The organism is Robertmurraya mesotrionivorans, from assembly GCF_050971805.1.
In the GTDB taxonomy this organism is placed as follows: domain Bacteria; phylum Bacillota; class Bacilli; order Bacillales; family Cytobacillaceae; genus Robertmurraya_A.
Genome location: NZ_JBPCCH010000016.1, coordinates 39166 through 60899, shown reverse-complemented (window position 1 = coordinate 60899; position 21734 = coordinate 39166). Strand labels below are relative to the sequence as shown.

The following is a 21734-nucleotide window of genomic DNA, read 5'->3' as shown; positions in this document are numbered from 1 at the left end:
TGGTCCATAATGGTGAACCGTATCACAAGTAAGTGAGGTTTTTTATAAATATGGTCTTTGTATTCCTAATAAAGAAACTCGCCAATCAAGGCAAGTTTTAATTTTTATATACCATTAACGATGCCAATACGACTGTGAGTCACTTCGGCACGTATTTTAAGAAAAGCACCTCAAAAGGGAACCCTTTATTCATAACAGGAGGAGCTTTTGTTAAAAGCGTTTTCAAAAACCACTTAAAAAATTCTCGAAATTTGTCGATATAAGTAGAAAGCGTAAAAATTATATGAATGGAGTATTTCTATGAAAAACTTATTTAAGTTTAAGAGCATTAAAACGAAATTAATGTCTGTCTTTTTACTAATTACCATTCTTGTATTTGGGTTTGGGTTTTATTTAATAAACTCAATAAACAAAATGGAGGACCATACAAGAGAGCTTTCTGCAGAAGATATTCCGTTAATGGCTTCTGATTTTAGTTTGCTAGGAATTCTAACACAACAACAAAGTGAGCTTCGAGGATACTTATTAACTGGAGAAGAAAAATATAAACAAATCTACTTTGGGCTAAAAGAACCTAGCTTGTCCATCCAGAAAGAATTATTGGAAAAATCCGAGGACCCAGCTTTTAAAGAAGTATCTGAACAAACAGCGACTATCTATAAAATAGTTGAGGAGAAATACTTTCCAGCCTATGAAGAAGGAAATGTTGATGAAGCAAAGCTCATACTCACGAGTGAAATAGAGCCAAAGCTAATGAAAGTTGTTGAGCAAATGACGACTCTAGCTTTAGCCAGAGGAGAAGAAAGTAAAGAGAATGGGATAAATGCTTTAAAGCAAGCGGAAACCACCTCTTTTATTTCGATGATGTTTGGACTTTTATTATTAATAATCATTATTATATTCTCGATTGTCATTCCAAGAAATATTGCTAAGCCTATTACGATGTTAAAAGAGCGAATGGACTTACTCGCAAATGGTGATTTGAGTAATGAACCACTAGAGATAAAATCACAGGATGAGATTGGAATGTTGTTAGATTCATCTAACCGAGTAAATGACAGCCTGAAAGAGATGCTTAATAATATCAGTGCAGTATCAGAAGCTCTATCACACCAAAGTAGTAACTTAACCCAGACATCATTTGAGGTTAAGGAAGGCGGTAATCAAATTGCTGTTACTATGCAGGAGCTAGCATCGGGATCAGAAACACAAGTAAACATCACGAGTGACCTTTCCAGTTCAATGGGTGCATTCACAACCGAAGTGAAAAACGCAAATCAAAGTGGTGAAATCGTCTATGACTCTTCACAGAAAGTACTTGGTTTAACTAAAGATGGTAGTAAATTAATGACTTCATCCATTAACCAAATGAGCATCATTGACCAGATCGTAAAAGAAGCTGTAGAAAAAGTTAAGGGGCTAGATGACCAATCACAAGAAATTTCAAAGTTAGTAGGCGTCATTAAAGCCATTGCTGAACAGACCAATCTATTAGCCTTAAACGCAGCGATTGAAGCAGCTCGTGCTGGTGAACACGGAAAAGGCTTTGCAGTTGTTGCCGATGAAGTAAGAAAATTAGCCGAACAAGTTTCCTTGTCTGTAACTGACATTACACAAATCGTTAACAATATCCAAAATGAAACAAAACTAGTAACCTCTTCTCTACAAGGTGGATATAAAGAAGTAGAAAGTGGTAAAAATCAAATTGTTACGACCGGTCATACATTTGAGGAAATTGAACGTTCCCTTACAGAAATGGCGAATGGAGTTCAGTTTATTTCACGGACTCTTGGCACAATCGCTACGAACAGTGATGGTATAAACAAATCCATTTCTGAAATTGCCTCTGTCTCAGAAGAAGCTGCAGCAGGAATTGAAGAAACAGCTGCTTCTGTTGAACAGTCAAGTGGTTCTATGGAGGAAATCGCAAACAGTGCGACTCGCTTAAATGATTTAGCTAATGACTTAAAGCAATTAATGAATAAGTTTGTATTATAGATTCGAAAGAAATCCTCACTTCAATAGGAAGTGAGGATTTTTACTATTCATAGGCCAAAGCCTTGCTAATAGATATTTTTGTGGCCTTGTATGCGGGGATAAAGCTTGCTACCAACGATAAAACAATTACAAATAGGAACCAAATGAGTATCCCTAGCATAGAAAATGAAAAATCTAAATCAGATAGAAATAAAGATTGTCCTACCTTATTACACAGTAGTTTACTAAATGGATAGGCCAGAATAATACTTATAAAGAAGCAGATCAACCCAATCAATAAGCTCTCCACCATAATCATTCTCCAAAGAGTCATATCGCCTCCGCCTATTAGCTTCATAATAGCAATGGACTTACTTCGCTCCGAAACATTAAGACTGAGTGTTCCGTTCAGCCCTAACACGGCTACTACAACAAGGATGATGGCCATTCCTATGAGGAAAACCGTCACAATATTTACTCGTGCCTCTTGCATTTCTTTTATTTCAGTAAACGTATGAGATGTTCTGATAGGTATATTATTATCGTGATAGACGCCCTTCATTTTCTCCTTTAAACGGTTCTGTTCAGCAACACTATGTTCTTGTGCCTTTATGTTCACCATAAAAGAAGACGTCACAGGTGTGTACCCAGGACCCAAGTTATTAACATACTGAACCACGGCACCCGAAACTTTTCTAAACTTCCCAACTACTTTATACCTAACTCTTTCTCCATTTATCTCTATGGTTACATAATCTCCAACTCTTATGGATGGATAGCTTCTTAAAAAATAGGAATCTAGGACAATCTCATTGCTTTGATTATCTTTCAACCATCTTCCTTCAATGATTTTCGGCTCCATAAAGGAGGTAGAAATCGGAGGTTGCACAATCGATAAATATCCGCTTCGTACAGTACCGTTAACAAAGGATCCACTTGTAAGATTCCATATCTCAACACCTTGAACGTTATCCGTAGTTGATACATCCTCCAGCTGTTTTTTGTCGCTTGTCCCACTAACAATCACCTGTAAATCATATTTCTCATATTTTAATGATTCATCTACCGTATGAAGTAGGGATTGGTAAACTGTTAGTACAGATATTACGATTGCTCCACCAATACTTAATGTCACAACTGTTAAGAAGAAGCGGAATTTTCTTTGTAGGGTATCTCTTATAATAAATAGAAAAGGGCGCGATACCCACGGGATATTTAACAACCAAGTAGGAAAACCTTTGGTACTTTGCCTGCTACCTTTATTAAGAGCATCATATATACTAATCCTCACACCATTCATAACAGGTATTAGGCCTGAAATAATCGGTAAACCCAACCCAATACCGATTTGAATAAGCAATGTGTTCACGGAGTACGTGACTTCTTTTGTAGTAAAGCTCAATAAAACGTACGAGTAGGAACTTAATACTTTAGCGAGATACAAACTAATGGGGATTCCTAACAAAAGGGCTATCAAACTATAAACAATGATATAACATAAATACAACCACTGAAGCTGAGACCCACTTGCTCCAATGACCTTCATAATTCCAATTTGAGGAATTTGGCTTTTAATAATTGATAGTATGGTATTAATTATTAAACAAGTACTTAATAAGATAGTCAGAAGTCCTAAGGATATTAAAATATTCTCCATAGAATTAACGATGTCATATCCCCAATGTTTATTATTATGGATGGTTGAGGATATATAGGTGTAGCCTTCTGCATGAGCCAAATCTCTAATCTTACTTTCAATCTTTTCGACCGTCTCTTTTTCCTTCGATTCTGTCTTATATAGTAAAAGGTTCGTTTCTGTACTCATCCCTAAATCTGCAGCTGTTTCTTTTGAGACATAACCATAGGCGACACTAGAAATGGGTGTTGCCTCTAATCCGCCATGATGAACGCTTCCTGTTATCTTTACACTTGTTTCTACCTCTTGATTTGACTTCAGTAACACCTGATCTTCCAGTTTCACTTGTAGAAATGGAAAGGATAAACGTTCTAGTAGGATTTCACCTTCTTTGGGAGCTTCGCTTTCCTTATACAGGATAACATCGAGTGTATTGGGATCATCTTTGTCGATAACAAATAACTTGGTCCTTTTCCATTCCTTCTCCTGAGCCATGTATATTTCTGAATCAAAGGTGATCCTTGCTTCAGCTGTTTGAACGCCACTTATGTCTTTTACTTTTTCGACAAAACTCTCATCAAACTGTTGAAAGGCAATCGTTCCACTCGCTGGTTGGAAGGTTTCAAGACTATCCTTCATTCCTTTATCTAATATGTATCCGGTATGACCGATAACCCCTGTTCCGACAATGCCCGTTAGGACAGAAAGAATGACAATGAAACTCTTACCCTTGCTTGAAAGGAGGTCTCTCAGTATCTTTTTAAATTGGATACTCATGTTAAACTGCTCCGAGAATCTGGAACTTGGATATTCACAATTTCTCCATCTTTAATATGAACCACCCGATCGGCTAGGTACGCTAATTCTTCATCATGAGTTACCATCACAACCGTCTTGCCATCAGCAACTAGTTTTCTAAAGAGATTAAAAATCGTGTTTGCTGTTTGGCTATCAAGACTTCCTGTTGGTTCATCTGCCACAATTAAAGCGGGATCATTGGCTAATGCTCGTGCAATGGCCACTCTTTGCTGCTGGCCTCCACTTAATTGGGACGGTAGCTTGTTTTCACAATCGGATAATTCAACCACTTTTAATAGTTCTCTAGCAACATGTTTTCTCTCACGCTTCTCATACTTGTTACAAAAATCCATTGGGAGGAAAATGTTTTCTATTACCGTCAAGGAAGGAATTAATTTAAAAAACTGAAACACAACACCAATATGTAAACCTCTCCATCTAGATATCTTTCTACGATTCATCTTATGTAGTCCTACTTCATTAATCCAGATCTCTCCAGAGCTAGGTTCATCTATACCAGTTATCATATTAATAAGGGAGCTCTTGCCACTCCCGGACTTTCCTACAATTGAGATAAACTCTCCTTCTTCAATGTTTAAGGTGATTCCTTTTAATACTTCAATTGTATTGCTATCATTTTTGTAGCTTTTTCTAACATCCTTCAAACCAATTTTCACTTGTTTTTCCTCTTTTCCTTTGTGGAGCAAATAAGTAAATTCACAAACCAATAAACTATCGTTAGTAAAAAATGTTGAAGTTCGATGGTAGTACGAAGACGATAACCCTATTAACAACATCAATATTTTGGTTATACCATATCAGATAGGAAAAAATACACATTTTTTTCCTGCAACTAAAAAAATCACAGGTCAATAAACACTGTGATTTTTTCATATAAGTACAATTTAAGTAAATAAAATTAACTATTGCTACGTTTGATTCTGCTTTTCGTGATACTGTACATTACAGGAACTAGGACTATAGTTCAAAAACAGCTTTCTTCCCTTTAGAAATATCCTTTGCCTCTTTATTTAGAATTGGCCCAATTTCCACTTCAAAGGATTTATTCTTCCAAATCTTCTCATACTGTTCCTTATCCAGTATGAATATTTGTAGCAACTCACCAGATTTACCAGCTTCAATCAAATCATCATAGCCGTAATCTAGTAGCATTCCTTCCCCAAACATATATTGACTACCATCGTTAACAGTCAGCTTTGAGGACATGGATGACAATCCGATAGAATCAGAACCTTTATTGTCTAAATTGAACTTTACTGTCAGTAGCACAATTCCATTCTTAAAATCAACAAATCGTGGAGCTTCTACCTCATTTGGAGTGAATTCTGTAAACTGATATCCGTCCAATGTAACGGTTACATCTCCTAATTGCTCACTTGTACTGATATCTTGCGCTTCCTTCAGTAGCTTCTTTTCACCCATATTAGCACTTGTAACCTTATCGTTATAAAATGCCTTATTAGCCTCGACTTTTTCAGCACCCGATTTATTTAAGCTTAAAGTAAATTGACCATCCTTCCCAATTTGGGAACTAAATTCACCTTTTACAGCTTGAGCTGCAGGAACTTCTACTGAAGCAGTAGATAAGTTTAACACTGTTTCCAAATGATCTTTACCAAATGGATATGTATAATAACCCGTTACAGATTCACCCGCTTTAAGTAAATAATCGTTTGATGGTGAAAGTTTTTCAACTAGCTGTTCTTCAAGGGGTAACAGGTCTCTTATATTATCATACGCTTTCTGTGCTCCAGTGAATGATAGATAAAAGGAAGGCATGTAATAAACATCCTTATCCAGCTCGTTTGTCACTGTATATTGTGCAATAATGACCCCACCATCTGTCTGATCATTGAAAGGAATACTGAAATCAGTATGGAAATCAGTAAGTTCAAGAAGTGTATAGGCATCTAAAGATACCTTAACACCATCCATTTCATGCACTTGTTGTTCTTTATTTTCATAAAGTATTTTTGCTGTTCCTTCTGTTTCTTTTTCCATATAAGTGATTAATTCTGTAAAATCACCAACGCTTCCAGTCGCCGTTGCTTCCTCTGCTTCTTCCTGAGATTCTACTTTGTCACCCTCTTTAGAATTCTCCTTAGATGCACTTACATTTTCATCAGCAATTGTCTCTTTCTTATCGCTTCCACAACCACTAATAATTAGTAATGTTAGCATTGTAAAAAGCAACACCCAATATCTAGCCATTATTTCCCAACCCCTAAACTCAAAAATTAATACCATTCTAACACATTACCAATATATGTAATATAGTGAAAAAGTAGGGAAATTTTAGAAAAAAAGTCTTAACCCATTTGAGTTAAGACTTTCTATTTCTTAAAGAGTAGTTATATCTTAAACCGTTCACTTTCCTCTTTAAGCTCTATTGAGGCGGAGTTAAGTTCCTTAATCCATTGGTTCATCTCTTCTGTCGACCCAGTCATCTGCTGAGAGGATGCTGATACTTCTTCAATACCGGCTGCATTTTCTTCTGCAATTGCGGCAATTTCTTCAATCGACTTATTCATGCTGTCCTGTTTCGTAACAACCATATTCAACTGCTGACTTAAGTCGGTAATTTTTTTGTTCATTCCTTCAATTAGCTGTGAAATCTCTTTAAACGTGTGACCTGTATCTTTTACATTCTCTTGGCCAGTTGTTACCACTTGTAGTCCTTCTTCAAGGGTATCAACCACTATTCTAGAATTATTGTCCACTTTTCCAACAATCTCTTGAATTTCGTCCACTGACTTTGATACTTCCTCAGCTAGTTTTCTAACCTCTGAAGCAACAACCGCAAACCCTTTTCCTTGCTCTCCTGCTCTTGCCGCTTCAATCGCTGCATTTAGTGCCAACAGATTGGTTTGGTCTGCAATAGAACGTATCAGAGTTACTAAGGAGGAAACTTGTCTAGTTTGTTCAGCTAAGTCCCTTACCTCCGTTACTGACCGAGTGACTACCTTATGGATATCACTCATACCGGTGACCGACTGCTGCATTAATTGGTAACCTGATTCCGTATATTGAGTCACTTCATCATTCAATATAGTCAATTCTTTTCCTTTTGAATCTGCCTCTTCAATTAATCCTGAAAATTGCCTCATATTCTCTGCAAGTTCTGTAGATAAAGTTGCTTGGGTCTCTGCTCCAGTTGCCATTTCCTCCATCGTTAAGGCAATTTGGCTAGAACCTTCTAGTAATTCAGTAGAGGCAACGTTTAACTCCTCACTTTTCCTATTGATTGTCAGTGAGGTTCCTTGCATATCTTGAGCCATCTTCTCCAGAATCTTACTCATTTCTGCCATTGATTTATGTAATCTACTAATTTCATCCTTTGATTTAAAAGTGAGTGTATTTAGCGTTTCTTTAGCATGCATAAGATTCCCTTGTGTAATATCTTTGGATACAGCTGTGAGAATGGATAAAGGACGAAGCTTTTTTCCTAAATAGAAATAAACCACTCCTAGAATGCTCAGCAGGATCACAAGAGATACCCCAAGTTGAATAGGAATAGACTCTTTAATTACGGAGTCAGTAATGGCATGAACTTGGGTAGCTTCCATATCAACACCCACTATCCCTAGAACCTCTCCATCCTTGTTTTTAATAGGAGCAAAAGCAGACATATATTCTCCAAATTCTGAGTCATTTACAATATCTGTGCTACTAACATCACCATCCACAGCCTCTTTTACATCATCATATTTCGTTGCTGTTGTTGGTTCTCCAATTGGAACCGCCTCACCCTTTGGTAAACCATCAATCATAATTTTTAGCGACTGATCCTCTTCTATTGCCAAGGTGTAAACGTACATGGCCCCCATCTTTACTCTGTAATCATTAAGTTCTTCTTGAAGATTACTATAAGTTTCATTTTCTACTGGATCTGATAGAAAACTTGCATAATCATCCGCATCAATTGCCTTCGCTACCCTTTCAGCATGGATGATCCCATTCGTTTTGAGCGTTTTATCAATGGACTGCTGAGAACTAAAGTAAATCATGGCAGCGTTTATAATAAAAATTCCTATGATCATAGTAAAAAGCATGAACATAAATGTATTTTTTAACGACTTGGCCTTCCTTTTCATAAAAATCCCCCTAATATAGCCCTAGTAATATATTCATTATATCGTAATTTAATTGAAATAATAGAGAGTTTACCAACATATACCTAGTGCTATTTGCTCATAGATGAGAAACATTTTCATTTGTGATGCACATCACATTGGTTTCAAGACAGATATGATACATTAACCACATAAAGCACTAAGTTATGGGGTGATGGAAATGTCAAAAACCATTAATTTAAATCAATCCCTTTATGAAATATGTACTCAATATCCAGAAGTGATATCAATCATGGAGAGTCTAGGTTTTGAAAACATCTCAAAACCCACCATGCTTCAAACCGTTGGCCGTGTAATGACCATACCTAAAGGCTGCCGAGTGAAAGATATTCCATTAGAAACTGTCATCCATACATTTGAAAATCATGGTTTTGAATTAATCAAGTAACGGAGGGGTTATCAATGAGCGAGATCATAAATAATCGTGAACAAGTACAGTTAAATAAAACAGAGCGCCAAGAAATGTTAAAAGCAATTATTAAAGATTTGCACATGGGGCGAAGTGTTGAGGAAGTTAGGGATGAATTCGAAAAAGCCGTAGGTACCATCTCTATCGAGGAAATTTCCCAACTTGAACAGGCTCTTATGGAAGAAGAGGGAATTCCAGTTGAAGAAGTTCAGCGCCTATGTTCTGTTCATACTGCGATATTTAAAGGTTCCATTGAAGAAATCCATCGCAGCCAAAAACCAGAAGATCAACCTGGACACCCTGTTCATACATTTAAGCTAGAAAATAAAGAAATTGATATGCTAGTGAACTTCAAAATACAATTACACTTTGACCGTTTTAAAGCAGAGGACAGCAGTGATAACATATTTAAATTAATTGAAGACTTAAACCTGTTACTCGATATTGATAAACATTACAGTCGTAAGGAGAATTTGTTATTTCCTTTCTTAGAGAAATACGGTATTTTCGGTCCAACAAAAGTGATGTGGGGAGTTGATGATCGAATTCGAGAAGCAATAAAAACGGCTAAACAAGTCTTAACCAACTATACAAATCATGATCATCAAACAGCCGTCAATAGCATTGAATTCGTTATCCGCGAAGTATCTGAGATGATATTTAAAGAAGAAAATATACTATTCCCTATGGCACTTCAGCATCTAACAGAGGATGAATGGATTAAGATCGCCCACGAAAGTGATGAAATCGGCTATTGTTTAACAAGTCCTGCTGTCGAGTGGAAACCAGAAAGAAAAGCACTAACCAGCACAGCTATGTCAGAAGGCTTCATCCGTATGGAAACAGGCTTCTTATCTATTGAACAACTGGAACTCATGCTAAACCATTTACCTGTAGATATCACCTTTATCGACCAGGACGATGTGGTACGATACTTCTCACATGGAAAAGAACGTATTTTTGTTAGAACCAAAGCCGTCATTGGCCGAACTGTTCAAAATTGCCATCCTCCGAAAAGTGTTCATATGGTTGAAGAGATTTTACAGGACTTTAAATCAGGGAAAAAAGATAGTGAAGACTTTTGGATAAAGTTCAAAGATAAATATGTTTATATCCGATACTTTGCGGTAAGAGATGAGAAGGGAACGTACATGGGGACGCTTGAATTCACCCAAAATATTGCCCCTATTAAAGAAATTGACGGGGAAAAACGCATATTAGGCTAAATGGTGTTATGAACCTTTTTGTGAAAAAAGGAGATAGATCTATGGAGATATACCACTATTTATGTTATAGCTTATAGTATATCTTCCGGTAAAGTAAGGTGATTACCATTAAAAATATAAAAAGCATTCTATTTTTCCTTATTGGATTTATCTCCTTAGGGATTGGTATTTCAGGGATCATCCTCCCTGTACTGCCTGGCCTTCCATTTTTGCTATTTGCCTCTTATTGCTTTGCCAAAAGCTCTAAAAGGATCGAAAATTGGTTCAAGAGTACACCACTTTATGAAAAATATGTGGTAAGGTTCCTCCAGAAAAAAGGACTCACACGTAAAGAGAAAATTCGTATCAACTTGATTGCTGATGCCTTCATCCTATTTTCAGTATTTTATGTGGACATCCTTTTCGTACAAATCCTATTAGTGGGAACAGCCCTCTACAAGCATTACTATTTTATTAAGAAAATCAAGACGATAGACAACTCAAAAACCACTTCCTAACCATACTAGGAAGTGGTTTTTTCTATTAATAGGCAATACTAAATACATTTTTACTTACTCTGTATCTTCCGGGGGATTCTCTGGGATTTCCGGATAGTTAATTGTTCCTGAATACACATGTTCTATATATGCAAGCTTTGGTCCATATCCTCTCTGCGGGATATCCTCAATAAATGTTGAAATGATTCTGTTATCAGAAACAGATTCAAACCTTACTGTTGATTTGACTTCTACACGCCATTTATCCGATGAAAAAGATACTTCTGTATCCTCTTCTCTAGCACTATTTTTTTCGATTACTTCTAAGATGGTTGGCCGAATCAAATACTCTGCTCCACTCGCTGAATCTGAAAGCTCATCTCTTAATTCTTTCTTTAAAAACCCGTTCCAATCGAGTCTCCCTTTGGTCAATACATTATTTACCGCTTTAATATAGGCATCTGACTCATCGTAACCACTGCTGATGTAATCATTTTTCTTCTTCTCAATTAACTCCGATATTTTTCTTCCTTCTGCTAGCTCATGTAATCCTCTTACCGGAATATTTACTGGATTTGATTCATAGTTTTCAATCGCTTGTGAAGTTTTTTCAACGAGGACAGCCGTACCTGCCAGTGCCGCCTGTTCCGCTGACATACTGCTATGCTCCTTCACAATATAAACCTTTACGATATTGATGGTTAGAACAAAAATAATAGCTACAATGCCGAGAAGCCACAGCATATAAATCGCTGCATTTCCTCTTTCATTATTCCAAACCTTCATTCTGTATACAAGACCTTCCCATATGCTTCTTGATTCAACTCGAGTGTCGCCTTTTTTTTCCAACGATCAGGAATAAAACTCAGTGTATGCTCTGTATAAAGTACAAGTTTGAAGTTGCCGTTCGCATATTCTGGGGCGGTCAGGTTTTTATATTTGAGTACACCGCTCGTTCCAATTGAATCCTTGGCAGTATCAATGGCTTCTGTTAAATCATTTGTAGCTGCGAAAGTTTTAGCAGCATCGTTCGCAGCTGTCTTTGAGGTAAAAACAGCATATCCTGTCCCAACAACTTGCCAAAGGAGTAGGAAGAACATAAAGAAAAATGGAAGAATACCTAAAAACTCAATACTGATGGCCCCTTCTTCATTTTGCCATTTGGGGCGCAAATACTTTTTCATTACTGTCCACGTCCCCCAACCTATTTATTTTAAATTGTATATACCACACATGGAATAACACGAGCAGCCATGGTGCGAATAGTTTTTCCCCATACGCTTCTTCTAAAATAGTTCTTAATCGGAAAACAGAATAATAGAGGATGCTAAGAAAATAATAAGAAAATATTATATCAATGGAATCAAAAATAGCAATTCCATATGGAGTAAGAAAAATTGGCCCAAAAAACTTATACAAAAATGACAGAGTTAAGAGAATAATAAAAACTCTCCACCATTTAAACGGAATAAATTGAGATCCTGCATACTCTCTAATCGTTTGGCGTCTACTTAAAAACCAATAACCTAGATACACTCCCAATGTAAGTAGGGAGAACAAAACTACCAAGCCCACATGAACTTCTTTAAACTTCCTGCTATTTATATGCTCTGTTTCTGCCAATATCTCCACCTACTTTACACTAAGTCCTTTCGATACTTGAACGTTAAATAAAAATATACAATTGGAAAAACAAGCGAGTTAATCAATGCACGGAGAACAATAAATACGAGAGTATTATTCTCGAAGCCCGATAACAAATATAATGAACCCGACCATACGAGAACGTTTAGGGACACGATAATGAGGACATCCAGTAATAGAAATATATGTTCCTTTAGAATAATCTCCCAAACTCCCTTCATCGCTTCACCGATATTCTCCCGATCTGTATATAACGGAAAAAGAAGGATAACCAGTACGGCAAAAAAAGTGGGAATAAACAGGAGAATAGACCCGAACATCCCAATCACAAAAAATGAAACAGTTATAATACTAACAAATCCAAATCTCATAATAAAGAAGGATAATATTTCCTTTAAATTCACCTCTTGATCAGTTGCATCCTTCTTTGCAATGAGAAAAAAAGGAGGAAATAGTATCGTAAAATTTAATACCCACAATGCCAACGCCGGAATGTTTGCATATTCAAGTGTATCAAGGTTCATTATGTAGACAATTGCAGCATAGTTAAAAAAGGTAAATGGCACAACTAAGATTAAACAAATAAGTAATATGTTGGTTATGTTGCGATTATATAGATCCGCCACGTCTCTAAGCATGCCTGCTCACCTTACTTTTTCCTATAATCTTTATAGCCACAAAGGTTGCAAGCAAGGATATTGACGTGTTATACACAAGACTGCTATTGATTTCTGCCGGATCAGCTAACACCATTACATCTAATAAATACATTGCAACTAATAAATTCATAACGGTCAGTGTGACGCTAAGAAGAAAACTTGTAAAATAGGGCGTCTTTTTATTCCAAACCGGTGCCAAAATACCAGCCAGAATGTAGCAAGACATATACATTAGGCTAAGCAAAGTACCGATTTGATTGAGCATTACAAACCCAGAGAAAAATGAAGTAGTTATAAATACAAGTAATACAATCCCCAATGTTTTTAAGAACCCGGAGAAACTAAACAATTTAATCACCTCAATTTAAGGTAAACAATAATTAGTTAAAAACTTATCCTTTATTAGCGGGATATCATTCCCCCTGAACGTTGGTATAAAAAGCAGCATACAGGGGGAACCGATTTATGGACTCTTATTATAATCCAGGAGATGTAGAATAGACCTTCGAGCTGCGCGTTTCACTTGATTTCTGATGGTTTTTTCAACAATGCTGTTGATATAAATGTGAAAAATAATCCTAGTGCATAGGCGAAGCCAGCTACGTATAAAGCCCCCTGATGATCATTCAAACTTGCTAAAATGACCATTTCTTGACCGTTTCGGAACGAAAACGCTCCTAAAATAAGAAATACGAAAAACACACCAAAAATACCATAAATCAGTTTGGATTCCCTAGGATTATGAAATGCTTGGAAGATCAACTCTTTACGATATAGAGCGTAAAAAGCAACAAGCAAATAAATGATTAGGACCAACCAAAACAAGATACCTTGTATCATTCTGAACAGCGGAAAAACACCAAACAGCCCTATTGTTGCAAGTAGTAGAAAGGCAGTTAAGGAATTAAACCTAACAATCTCCATCCCTTTTTTCCACCATACCCATGCTATAACTGTCTCAATGAGAGTGATTACCATAAAAAATAAAAAGACAGATAATGACCACCTAGGGACTAAGTTCAATAGTGTTCCCATTAGGAGATTCGAGCCTAGTAAAGCCAAACCATTTCCATCGAAGAAATTTTTTGCTGTTCTTTCAACTTCCCTAACCAAATAAACCACCTAATTTCTTGAGACCTCCACCTACCCAGTCGTAGGCTTTCTTTATTCCACCTGATATATTCTTTTTGAACCTTCGTCCTGTGGCAGTACCATTTAAAAAATAAGTGGTAGTTAAGCCCGCTATCAAACCGACACCAGCACCCACAACAGTACCTAAGCCCGGAACTGCGGAACCCGCTAATGCACCTGCAGCCATACTAGACGCAATACTTCCAATACCAGTTGATACAACTCCAAGAGCAACATCCGTTGTTAAGTCAGCAGCAAAGTTCGTGGAACCAAGACCGATATCCTTTTTAGCGCCCCATCCATAATCATAGACACTGCTGGCTGCTGTCGTTATATATCCAACAGGACCACTCAACTTGAATATATTACTCTTAGAAAAGAAATCCTTATTAAATACACTCCCATTTAGCCAGTTCTTTGGGTTAAGACCTTTAATAGGATTGAGCACTGTACGGTTAAAAGGAATCCAGCTGTTTTTTACGGAATTTTTCAACTGATTACCAATATGGCTAATTAATCCTTTATCAGTCAGTTTCAACTTTTTTCCATCTAGAAAAGCATTCAGCCTGGTTTCACTAATTCTTCTTGAATTAGGCCCTAGATTTTTTTCTTCCCCGTTAAAGGTGTAGTTTTTATATTTTTGATATAAGTTATCTAGTAAACTATTTTTAAACCCGCTCTGTCCATAGATGGCGTAATTAGACGTTCCAGGAATTGGTGCATATTTAAACCCAGCCATTATTGATAATGCGCCACCAGCTACATTTCCATTTAGAAAGCCTAAGCCGTATGTTTTAAAATCACTTACCGCTCCCGTGACATGGCTAAACCACCCTTTGGATCCATCGGTCGATTTAAAAATTACATTATACCAAGGAGGAACTTCTCCACTATCCGCTGCATTTCCAAGAGAGGTATTACCTCCGTTTGTAGCGTTACCACCATTTGTGGTGTTGCCTCCGTTTGCTGGATCTCCACCGTTTAGGGCGTTGCCTCCATTGGCTGCATCTCCACCATTTACCGCGTCGCCTCCATTGGCTGCATCTCCGCCATTTACGGCATCTCCACCATTTACGGCATCTCCGCCATTTACGGCATCTCCACCATTTACGGCATCTCCACCATTTACGGCATCTCCACTATTTACGGCATCTCCACCATTTACGGCATCTCCACCATTTACGGCATTACCTCCAGTCAAGGCATTACCTCCAGTCAAGGCATTCCCGCCTTGAAGAGCATTTCCTGGATCAAGCCCCCTCAACTGCCAATAAAGTGAACCCGGTGGTGCTGGAGGTGCATTGGGAATTATAAAGGTCCCTAGTTCCAATGAAGAACCAGGTAAAATAGGCTGACCTGATGGACCAGTTATATTACCTGGATCTATTGGATTCCCAGGATCATACGTTTTCCCTGGTATAATAAATGTTCCCCCTGTGATAGGTGAACCCGGTTTGATGCTTTGTCCTGGAGTAATTGCTTTTCCAGGTTTTATAAAGGTTCCTGCTGCAGCTACTGCCGGAAAAGCACTCCAAAATAGAAGTACCCCTATCATTAGAAAAGCAGCAGCTCTATTGATCCATTTTTCTCCCAACATACTCACCTCACTTACTGAGTATTTGTTAAATATTTATTCTCCAGTGCCTTTAATGCCTCTGTATAACTTTGATTATTCAAATTTTTTAATTCTTGTTTAAATCCATCAATTTCTTCTTGTATCCAATCATGATAATCCTTGTTTTTCTTAAGAAGATAATCGTACGAATCTCTGTCCATTTTTCCTTCTTCTTTTAAGTTGTACAGAATGAGTTCAATTTCAACTCCTTCAAATTCAGCATTGTATTCTTCTGTTGTTATATAGCTGAAGATGGCAAGATCATTTTGAACTTGTTTGCGTTCTAATTTTGTTTGACTCTGATCTTTCCAGTCCTTCCAGGTTTCAGCCATATCTTTCATACGGTCGAACTCTTTCTGCAACTCGTTTTGATCATTTACCTTTTGATAAATCCCTTCTGTTGCATCTGCAATTTTTATGAGTTCATTTTGACCTTCCGAGTCTACATCAAATCCAATTACATTAATGATGGGAGAAATATTTGAATTGTATAAATCCTTCGCTGCCTCTACTGGCTGGTCTCCACAAGTAGAAACACCATCGCTGACGAGATAAACAATATTGGTATGATTCTCTCCATTCATTTGTGCCAAATCTTTTTTTGCCTCTAGTAAAGCAAGTCCTGTTGGTGTCCAGCCTTTAGGTTGGATACTGTTCAGCGCCTGATTAAACGCACCTTCATCATAGGTGTTAATTGGATATAGAATGTCACTGCTTGAACATGAAAGCTGCTTATCGCTATCAGAACCACTGCCCTTATGTCCATATACTCTAATTCCTACTTTGGCTCCCTCAGGAAGAGATTGAACAAATTTCGTGATGGTTTCCTTAGCAATCGTCATTTTTGACTTCCCTTTTACTTCTGCTGACATGCTTCCAGATGAATCTAATAGAATCATAACATTTAAGTTTTCTTTTAATTGATACCTTGTATCCTCCATGTCAGGATCTCCTAAAGCATCAAACTTCATTTTTCGCATCAGCTGTTCAGGACCTGTAAATTGGTCCTGAACCATGGAAAGTAATTGCCTATAATAATTGTCAAGCTCCTCTTGGGACGGATTCTTGCTTATATCTGGTAGGTCTTTGAAAACCTCTACCGTTTTCTCAGGTTCACTGATCGAGGGGTTGAAATCAACTAACTCCCCTACTGGTAAACTAGCAAGCTCTTGATAAGTAGTTGGAAGTGGCTCAACTTCAATCTCCTCTTCACTAGTAGACTCTTCTTCAATTGAGTCCTCTGATGTATCCGCCTCCACTGCTTGTGTATTATCTTCCTTTACTCTCTGAGTGGTTGATTCCTTTTTAGGATTGTTGCATGCTGAGAGCACTAGCAACACGATAAATAAGAATATTAATACATTGATTTTTTTCATTGCTCCACCCCACTATCTATCTCGGTTATCCTACCATATCAGAGATTTTCTTAATCATTTTCTCAATAAGATCTCCAATTCCATCCTTCTGGCCATCAACCGCTGTAGAAATAATCCCCAGCACTAAAATTAGCAATGCTGCAAGTCCAAGCCATTCAAGTGATTGTGCCCCTGTTTCGTTTTTCACCGGGTTCATTAATTTTACCCAAGCTTTGATCATCATTTTTTTCATCTTAATCTCTCCTCATAGGTTTATTTGAATAAATTAAATAGATCACTATTATCATTGAACATATTGATAGCCATTAAGCCGCCAATTAAGATAAGTGCAGACGGCATAACAAGGAATGTTGTAATTAGTGTAACTTTCGGTGAGGCTTTTGCCGCTACTTCTTTTATTTTTTCCTTTTTAATTTTCCGCATCTCTTCTGATTGCTGTTTAAAGGTCTTAGAGATGGGGACACCAAGTCTCTCTCCTTGAATTAATGACTTAATCAACATTTGAAACTCTCTGCTGTCATTCCTGTTTAACAGTGCCCGATAAGCATCTGCCCTTGGAACTCCCACATCGGTTTCCTGTATGAATCGACCAAATTCATCCTTAACTGGACCTTCAAAATAAGGAACGATATCGCGCAGTGCCTGATCTAAACCTACTCCTGCCTGCAGGGTAACACTCATCGTGTCCAAAAAGTCCGGTAGCTGGTACGATAGCTCTGCTTGCCTTTCCTTTGCTTTTTTCTTAAGCCAGAGGATAGTCAGCATATAGGCGGCAACTGGCAAAAGGATAATGGATATTTCCGCAAATGGAAGGCGGAGGACAAGGGATACACCACCAATAATGACCCCGATAATTAGCAAAAAAATTTTCAACCCTTGAAAACGCTCGACCGTTAGTCCGTATGGTAACCCAGCCTGCATTAACTGCTTTTTAACTTCTTCATTTTCACTAAAAAAGTTGATCCGCTGTCCGATAGCAGAGAAATCATCTGCATATTGTAGCATTTTGGATATCATTTTTTCTCTTCTCGTAATCTTCTTTTCAAACGAGTTATAAATATATGTTTTCTCTTTTATTTCTTCTCTTAGTCTTTCTTTTGAGAGGAAGTACTGATAAAAACTCCTCAAAGAAAGGGCAAAAAAGATTAAACATAAGCTAATAATGATAAGAATTAATCCATCCATCTTTTCACACCTTAATATTTGTCACTTTACGGACAAGAATGAATGTTAACACTGTTCCAGCTAAGAAAAATGCAAGCAGGAATAGCCCTAACCCTGAAAATAAAGGATCTAAAAATCCGTCTATGACGTTATTCATCATTAAAACTAGAAAAATCGGGATAACCGGCACGATATAGGAAACATACCGTTGTTCCGCTGTCATCGTTTTTATTTCCTGTTGTAGTATTTTTCGATCCTCAAGTGTTTGGCTCATCTCATCAAGAACGGAGTAGAGGTTGCCCCCTGCTTTTTTTTGTATAAGCATTGTGGCAACAAACAGCTGGAACTCCCTGCTATTGATCCGTTTCTCCATTGATTTAAGACTAGTGTTGAAATCGATCCCTAGCGTCAGCTCCTGTGCAAGTCTCCGGAATTCGCTTCTAGCGGGTTCACTAATTTCTTGTGCGACAAGATTAATACCTTGAGTTAATGTCATACCTGAACGGCTAGAATTAGCTAACGTTCGACAAATTTCAGGGAGCTGTTCCACAATGCGCTGTTTCATGTAATTTTTCCGGATGATAAACAGCAGCCTTTTCCCACCTTCCAGGACTAGACCAGCTACAAGTATATTTACTGGAAAATGAATACTAAAGAAATTTTGCAGGGCAATGATAATCCCCATAAAAATGACAATATGTGCCCCGATGTATTCGGAAGGCGTTAAAGGAATATTGGCCCCACGCAGCTTTTTATAAATTGGCTGGGCCATTTCGGTTTGATCGAATTTGCTCCCAAGTAAAACAATGACACTTTTCCGCTTTACCCCATCGTTATAAAAGTCATATACACCTTTTCGCCATTCCCGTTTTTTCATCCGATAATCGAGAATGAAAAAAATGGAGATGATCAACATCAAGGTCGCAAGCGTTGAAAGGATAAATTCAGCCATTATCTCACCTCCTCATAAACAGGAGAAAAGGAAGCATCCGGAATGTTTATGCCAAATACTTTCAACTTTTCAAGACATGCTGGAATATATCCCGTCGGTGTGAAAAAACCTTCAATGGTTCCATCTGATCTTATACCTGTTCTTTTGAAATGAAAGACTTCGTGTACAGAATGGGAACCATCTGGATTCTTTACCACTTCTGAAATAGATATAATTTTCCTTGTTCCGTCTGTAAGACGTGTTGCTTGAATAATAATGTCAAGCGCCCCAACGATATATTCCCTTACAATATGACTCGGTAATTCCATACCCGCCATGACAACCATTGCCTCAACCCTTCTGAGTGCATCATCAGCGGAATTGGCGTGGACGGTAGTGAGAGAACCCTCGTGACCGGTGTTCATGGCTTGAAGCATATCAAATGCTTCACCGCTTCGCACCTCACCGACAATTATTCGATCAGGTCTCATCCGAAGGGCGTTTTTCACAAGCTGTCTGATTGTCACCTCACCGCTTCCTTCTACATTGGCAGGCCTCGCCTCTAGTCCGGCAACATTGGGACGATTCAGCCTTAATTCAGCTGAATCCTCAATGGTAACCACCCTTTCTCCATGGGGAATGGAAGCTGCTAGCACGTTCAGAATGGTTGTTTTCCCGCTTCCCGTCCCTCCGGAAATAAGAGTATTCATTTTTGCCTTTACGATCCCATCTAAAAACTGAGACATGGCGGAATTAAGCGCATTAAAGTTCAACAAATCCTCCATTTTAAATGGCTCTTTGCGAAATTTCCTGATGGATACTAATGTTCCATTCAAACTTATGGGTGGAATGACTGCATTTACACGACTTCCATCTGGTAATCTAGCATCAACCATTGGGGAACTTTCATCAATCCTTCTCCCAATTGGTGCCACAATTCGATCGACAATATGCCTGACATGATCATCGTCACGAAATTTAATATCCGTCAATTCTAGCTTCCCAAACCGTTCGACATAAACCTCCTCAAAGCCATTGATCAACACTTCTGTTATAGAAGAATCATTAATTAATGGCTCTAGTGGACCGAAACCAACAGATTCATCTAGGATCCGCGTAATTAATATGTCCTTGTCATGACGGGAAATGATTACTCTTTCTTCCGCCATAAATTGGCTCACAAACTGCTCGATGCTTAACCGCATTTCACCTTGTGACAGCTTTGTTAGTGCCTCTAAGTTTGTATCACGCAGAAGTCTTGATTTATAGTGCTCAACCAACTCATCTACAAGATGATTTTCATATTGATACGAATGAAGTTTGGCTGAGCTAACCAATTTCTCTTTTCTCTTCTCAAATAAGGATGCCATTTGCCAAACCTCCTATTCTAGGACTGAAAGCCCCCATTTTCTTACGTCCTTAGCAAATGGGATGAGCCTTCTTTCCTTTGCTGTTTTTCTTACCGGCTCTCCTTTATTTAAAAAGGGCTGTAGCCCCTTATTATCTAACCTAATCGTTGCTCCTAGCGGAAACCTCAGTACATTCTTTATATCCTTTTCCTGTACTTCGTTCTCTTTGCTCATTTTATTTAAGATCACAGAAGTCCTGGAAGGTAATTCAATACCAAGCCTTACTGCCAACTCTTCAAATTGCTTTAACACCTTTAAGGCTGGTGTATCTGGCGTGAGCACATAATAAATCCGATCTGATTCCTCTAGTGCAGTAACCACATGACTATTCAAATAGGATGGGAGGTCCACGATCACAAAATCAAAACTACGTCTGCATGTTCTTAATAGTTTTGCCACAAACTCCTCTGTAATGGTTTCTGCAGTCTCTGCATCACATGGACTGATTAATACCTCCAGCTTAGAGCTTTCGAGCTTTTGAGAAACATTACGAATATGGCTTTCATTTAACTCACTAATAACCGGCATTAAATCGGCGATGGACCGATTAGACTCGATTGCCAGTAACGTTTCAAGCCCGCCAAACTGTAAGTTTAAATCGATTAAAATTACTTCTGCAGTTGATTCGACCTTTATTGTCTGCGCAAGGGCAGCGGCAAGATTTGATTTTCCGCTTCCCCCATTCCCACTAAAAATGGAAAATATTTGTCCTCTTCCTCTGGTAAAGGAAGATATACTCTCGCTCTTCTTTGTCTTATTTACCTCGTAGCTCTTAAATATTGCTGGAACTCTACTTATAAATAAACTATGCTCTTCTGGGTAAACAAAAAATTCGGAAGCTCCCGCTTTTGTTATATTCCGTAGTTGGGTGAAATCCGAGCTTTTTGCAATAAAAATCACTAAAGTGGATGGGCTTATTGATTTAATATATTGAATACTTTCTACAGCAATATCACTGTCTGGCTGTACAAATATTACAATATCCCGATCTTCACGATTCATTTCCCTTACTACATCGGTTGAACTAATCAGCTGCACCGAATAACTGCCTGAAATCGCATTTAAAATTGGATTATGTATAACCTCATCATCACTGACTAATAATATTTTTAGATTTGACTCCATAGGA

General features: G+C 37.8%; 21 protein-coding genes. 4 read left to right on the top strand and 17 right to left on the bottom strand.

Annotated features, from left to right (window positions below; translation table 11 throughout):
* Positions 1-300: 300 nt before the first annotated feature.
* Positions 301-1998: a methyl-accepting chemotaxis protein gene (locus ACRX5O_RS19445; RefSeq protein WP_433907480.1), complete on the top strand. Its 1698-nt coding sequence runs from the start codon at positions 301-303 to the stop codon at positions 1996-1998.
* 43 nt (positions 1999-2041) lie between these two features.
* On the opposite strand, the gene ACRX5O_RS19440 is transcribed toward ACRX5O_RS19445, so the two are convergent.
* The 4 genes from ACRX5O_RS19440 to ACRX5O_RS19425 form a co-directional block, all read right to left on the bottom strand.
* Positions 2042-4390, bottom strand: a complete 2349-nt coding sequence (locus ACRX5O_RS19440; protein WP_433907479.1) for an ABC transporter permease — start codon at positions 4388-4390, stop codon at positions 2042-2044.
* Entirely contained in the window at positions 4387-5088 is a 702-nt protein-coding gene (locus ACRX5O_RS19435; RefSeq protein ID WP_433907478.1) for an ABC transporter ATP-binding protein, read from the bottom strand. The genes ACRX5O_RS19440 and ACRX5O_RS19435 overlap by 4 nt, the downstream gene beginning before the upstream one ends.
* Before the next feature lie 301 nt (positions 5089-5389).
* Positions 5390-6643, bottom strand: coding sequence for a DUF5068 domain-containing protein (locus ACRX5O_RS19430; RefSeq protein WP_433907477.1), 1254 nt, complete (start codon positions 6641-6643; stop codon positions 5390-5392).
* A gap of 140 nt (positions 6644-6783) precedes the next feature.
* Complete coding sequence (locus ACRX5O_RS19425; protein WP_433907476.1) at positions 6784-8526, bottom strand: methyl-accepting chemotaxis protein; 1743 nt, start codon at positions 8524-8526, stop codon at positions 6784-6786.
* A 199-nt stretch (positions 8527-8725) separates the two neighbouring features.
* Between ACRX5O_RS19425 and ACRX5O_RS19420 the strand changes: the two genes are divergently transcribed.
* From ACRX5O_RS19420 to ACRX5O_RS19410, 3 genes are all read left to right on the top strand, one after another.
* Positions 8726-8953, top strand: coding sequence for a DUF1858 domain-containing protein (locus ACRX5O_RS19420; protein ID WP_433907475.1), 228 nt, complete (start codon positions 8726-8728; stop codon positions 8951-8953).
* 14 nt (positions 8954-8967) lie between these two features.
* Complete coding sequence (locus ACRX5O_RS19415) at positions 8968-10200, top strand: DUF438 domain-containing protein (protein ID WP_433907474.1); 1233 nt, start codon at positions 8968-8970, stop codon at positions 10198-10200.
* A gap of 98 nt (positions 10201-10298) precedes the next feature.
* Positions 10299-10697: a YbaN family protein gene (locus ACRX5O_RS19410; RefSeq protein WP_433907473.1), complete on the top strand. Its 399-nt coding sequence runs from the start codon at positions 10299-10301 to the stop codon at positions 10695-10697.
* 54 nt (positions 10698-10751) lie between these two features.
* Here the strand turns inward: ACRX5O_RS19410 and ACRX5O_RS19405 are convergent, their stop codons facing one another.
* From ACRX5O_RS19405 to ACRX5O_RS19345, 13 genes are all read right to left on the bottom strand, one after another.
* Complete coding sequence (locus ACRX5O_RS19405; protein WP_433907472.1) at positions 10752-11462, bottom strand: hypothetical protein; 711 nt, start codon at positions 11460-11462, stop codon at positions 10752-10754.
* Entirely contained in the window at positions 11459-11860 is a 402-nt protein-coding gene (locus ACRX5O_RS19400) for a pilus assembly protein (RefSeq protein ID WP_433907471.1), read from the bottom strand. The genes ACRX5O_RS19405 and ACRX5O_RS19400 overlap by 4 nt, the downstream gene beginning before the upstream one ends.
* Positions 11826-12299: a hypothetical protein gene (locus ACRX5O_RS19395; protein ID WP_433907470.1), complete on the bottom strand. Its 474-nt coding sequence runs from the start codon at positions 12297-12299 to the stop codon at positions 11826-11828. The genes ACRX5O_RS19400 and ACRX5O_RS19395 overlap by 35 nt, the downstream gene beginning before the upstream one ends.
* Positions 12300-12313: 14 nt before the next feature.
* Positions 12314-12958 carry a hypothetical protein gene (locus ACRX5O_RS19390; protein WP_433907469.1) on the bottom strand — a complete coding sequence of 215 codons (645 nt, stop codon included), beginning with the start codon at positions 12956-12958 and terminating at the stop codon, positions 12314-12316.
* On the bottom strand, positions 12951-13328 hold the full coding sequence (locus tag ACRX5O_RS19385; RefSeq protein WP_433907468.1) for a hypothetical protein: 378 nt from the start codon (positions 13326-13328) through the stop codon (positions 12951-12953). The genes ACRX5O_RS19390 and ACRX5O_RS19385 overlap by 8 nt, the downstream gene beginning before the upstream one ends.
* A 170-nt stretch (positions 13329-13498) precedes the next feature.
* Complete coding sequence (locus tag ACRX5O_RS19380; RefSeq protein WP_433907467.1) at positions 13499-14092, bottom strand: hypothetical protein; 594 nt, start codon at positions 14090-14092, stop codon at positions 13499-13501.
* Positions 14085-15707 carry a hypothetical protein gene (locus ACRX5O_RS19375; RefSeq protein ID WP_433907466.1) on the bottom strand — a complete coding sequence of 541 codons (1623 nt, stop codon included), beginning with the start codon at positions 15705-15707 and terminating at the stop codon, positions 14085-14087. The genes ACRX5O_RS19380 and ACRX5O_RS19375 overlap by 8 nt, the downstream gene beginning before the upstream one ends.
* Before the next feature lie 11 nt (positions 15708-15718).
* A complete protein-coding gene (locus tag ACRX5O_RS19370) occupies positions 15719-17101 on the bottom strand; it encodes a vWA domain-containing protein (RefSeq protein WP_433907465.1) in 1383 nt (460 codons plus the stop codon).
* Between the two features lie 25 nt (positions 17102-17126).
* Entirely contained in the window at positions 17127-17333 is a 207-nt protein-coding gene (locus ACRX5O_RS19365) for a hypothetical protein (RefSeq protein ID WP_433907464.1), read from the bottom strand.
* A 20-nt stretch (positions 17334-17353) separates the two neighbouring features.
* Positions 17354-18286, bottom strand: a complete 933-nt coding sequence (locus tag ACRX5O_RS19360) for a type II secretion system F family protein (RefSeq protein ID WP_433907463.1) — start codon at positions 18284-18286, stop codon at positions 17354-17356.
* A gap of 4 nt (positions 18287-18290) precedes the next feature.
* Positions 18291-19217 carry a type II secretion system F family protein gene (locus tag ACRX5O_RS19355; protein ID WP_433907462.1) on the bottom strand — a complete coding sequence of 309 codons (927 nt, stop codon included), beginning with the start codon at positions 19215-19217 and terminating at the stop codon, positions 18291-18293.
* Positions 19217-20566 (bottom strand): TadA family conjugal transfer-associated ATPase, encoded by a 1350-nt coding sequence (locus tag ACRX5O_RS19350; protein ID WP_433907461.1) that lies wholly within the window; start codon positions 20564-20566, stop codon positions 19217-19219. The genes ACRX5O_RS19355 and ACRX5O_RS19350 overlap by 1 nt, the downstream gene beginning before the upstream one ends.
* Positions 20567-20578: 12 nt before the next feature.
* Entirely contained in the window at positions 20579-21730 is a 1152-nt protein-coding gene (locus ACRX5O_RS19345; RefSeq protein ID WP_433907460.1) for a CpaE/TadZ family protein, read from the bottom strand.
* Between the last annotated feature and the right edge of the window lie 4 nt (positions 21731-21734).

Bases quoted from the DNA above. Each gene is read 5' to 3' on its own strand.
- ACRX5O_RS19350 (WP_433907461.1), bottom strand. From the start codon at position 20,566: ATGGCATCCTTATTTGAGAAGAGAAAAGAGAAATTGGTTAGCTCAGCC.
- ACRX5O_RS19405 (WP_433907472.1), bottom strand. From the start codon at position 11,462: ATGAAGGTTTGGAATAATGAAAGAGGAAATGCAGCGATTTATATGCTG.
- ACRX5O_RS19415 (WP_433907474.1), top strand. From the start codon at position 8,968: ATGAGCGAGATCATAAATAATCGTGAACAAGTACAGTTAAATAAAACA.
- ACRX5O_RS19360 (WP_433907463.1), bottom strand. From the start codon at position 18,286: ATGGATGGATTAATTCTTATCATTATTAGCTTATGTTTAATCTTTTTT.
- ACRX5O_RS19440 (WP_433907479.1), bottom strand. From the start codon at position 4,390: ATGAGTATCCAATTTAAAAAGATACTGAGAGACCTCCTTTCAAGCAAG.
- ACRX5O_RS19420 (WP_433907475.1), top strand. From the start codon at position 8,726: ATGTCAAAAACCATTAATTTAAATCAATCCCTTTATGAAATATGTACT.
- ACRX5O_RS19345 (WP_433907460.1), bottom strand. From the start codon at position 21,730: ATGGAGTCAAATCTAAAAATATTATTAGTCAGTGATGATGAGGTTATA.
- ACRX5O_RS19445 (WP_433907480.1), top strand. From the start codon at position 301: ATGAAAAACTTATTTAAGTTTAAGAGCATTAAAACGAAATTAATGTCT.
- ACRX5O_RS19355 (WP_433907462.1), bottom strand. From the start codon at position 19,217: ATGGCTGAATTTATCCTTTCAACGCTTGCGACCTTGATGTTGATCATC.
- ACRX5O_RS19425 (WP_433907476.1), bottom strand. From the start codon at position 8,526: ATGAAAAGGAAGGCCAAGTCGTTAAAAAATACATTTATGTTCATGCTT.
- ACRX5O_RS19390 (WP_433907469.1), bottom strand. From the start codon at position 12,958: ATGCTTAGAGACGTGGCGGATCTATATAATCGCAACATAACCAACATA.
- ACRX5O_RS19370 (WP_433907465.1), bottom strand. From the start codon at position 17,101: ATGAAAAAAATCAATGTATTAATATTCTTATTTATCGTGTTGCTAGTG.
- ACRX5O_RS19365 (WP_433907464.1), bottom strand. From the start codon at position 17,333: ATGAAAAAAATGATGATCAAAGCTTGGGTAAAATTAATGAACCCGGTG.
- ACRX5O_RS19375 (WP_433907466.1), bottom strand. From the start codon at position 15,707: ATGTTGGGAGAAAAATGGATCAATAGAGCTGCTGCTTTTCTAATGATA.
- ACRX5O_RS19430 (WP_433907477.1), bottom strand. From the start codon at position 6,643: ATGGCTAGATATTGGGTGTTGCTTTTTACAATGCTAACATTACTAATT.
- ACRX5O_RS19400 (WP_433907471.1), bottom strand. From the start codon at position 11,860: ATGAAAAAGTATTTGCGCCCCAAATGGCAAAATGAAGAAGGGGCCATC.